Source organism: Amycolatopsis sp. NPDC003676, from assembly GCF_053587275.1.
In genome coordinates, this window is the sequence record NZ_JBSFNS010000261.1 from 1 (window position 1) to 1,724 (window position 1,724).

Annotated in this window: 1 protein-coding gene; it reads left to right on the top strand. The window is 70.6% G+C overall.

Annotation, left to right across the window (positions count from 1 at the left end; genetic code table 11):
- Positions 1-1,724, top strand: a 1,724-nt coding sequence (locus ACWDNU_RS45475) for a DUF4865 family protein (protein WP_449673399.1), incomplete at both ends; no start/stop codon positions are given.

The window sequence follows — 1,724 nt, forward strand, 5'->3', positions numbered from 1 at the left end:
GCCTGCCTCGGCGCTGGCAAGCGTCGGGTCCCCGAGGTAGCCCTCGGTGCCGAAATCGTTGGCCAGCCAGCCGAAACTGACGCTTCCGCCTTCGAGGGGACGAGTCTGTCCTACGGCGAGTTCGCCGCGAAGGTGAACCGCCTGGCCCGGCACCTGATCGCCCAGGGCGTCGGCCCGGACACCATGGTCGCGCTCGGCATGCGCCGCTCGCTCGACCTGGTGATCGGCATGTACGCGGTGAGCGTGGCCGGTGGCGCGTACGTGCCGCTGGACCCGGATCACCCGGCCGAGCGCATCGCCCAGGTCCTCGACACCGCGCGCCCGCACCTGGTCCTGTCCATCGCGCGCGACTACTTCGATCGGCAGTCGTCGACGGGGACCGGCATCGCGGCCATGGTGGCGCCCGCGCCCCGGATCGTCGTCGTCGACACGGTCGATACGTCGGTCTACTCGACGGATCCGGTGGCCGATGCCGAACTCCGTGCGCCGCTGCGGGATACGAACCTGGCCTACGTCCTGTTCACCTCCGGCTCGACCGGCAGGCCCAAGGGCGTGGCGATGAGTCACGCGGGTGTGCGCAACCAGATCGCCTGGCTGCTCGCGCGGTACGGGATCGACGGCGACGACGTGTACCTGCAGAAGTCCGCCGTCGGGTTCGACCTGTCGGTGTGGGGCTTCTTCGCCCCGCTGGCCGCCGGCGCCACCCTGGTGCTCGCGACCCCGGACGGGCATCGCGATCCGCTGTATCTGGCCGACCTGGTCGCCGCGCGGGGGGTCACCGTCGCCGACTTCGTGCCGTCGATGCTGGCGATGTTCGCCGCGCACGCCGACGCGCGTCAGCTGGCGAGCCTGCGGCTGGTGTTCGCGATCGGCGAGGCGCTCACCCCGGACACGGTGGCCGCCTTCGGCGCGCATTCGGCCGCGGCCGTGCACAACCTCTACGGACCCACCGAGGCCGCCGTCTCGGTCACCGCCTGGCCCGCCGCGGGCGCACGGTGCGGTCCTCGCCGCCGCCCGCCGAATCCGGTGCAGCACACCGCCGGAGATCCGAGCTGCGGCCCGGGTATCACCGGCATCCCGACGAATTCCGCTCGAACACCTGGAGCTGCTGCCGTGACCGGTAACGACGAAACCCATTCGCGCCGTTGGCGACTCGTCCTCGGCCAGGCCGCGGAGGAACAGCTCGGCGGCTTGTCCTCGGGCCCCGACCAGGCCATGGACCAGGCCCTCGGCGCCCTCTACAACACCGGTGAGGCAGGCGGATCGACGAAGAGGTCCGGCGGACTCGGTGGTTCGGCACCGCGCGTGGCGCGCTGGCTCGGCGACATCCGCACCTACTTCCCCGCGACCGTGGTCGAGGTGATGCAGCGCGACGCCGTGCAGCGGCTGAACCTCACCCAGCTGCTACTCGAACCCGAACTGCTGGAATCGGTGGAGCCCGACGTACACCTGGTGGGCACGCTGATGGGGTTGAACCGGGTGATGCCGGAGACCACCAAGGCCACCGCCCGGATGGTGGTCGAGAAGGTGGTGCGCGAGATCGAGCAGCGCATCGCCGCCAAGACCGTCGCCGCGGTCACCGGCGCGATCAATCGCTCGGCCCGCACCCACCGCCCGAAACTGCGCGATATCGAACACCGAGTCGCCACGCGAGGCCATCGCACCGATGCCTTTCCCGGACTGGGGTTGAAGGCGTATCTGGTGCGCGACAACCAGTACTCGCC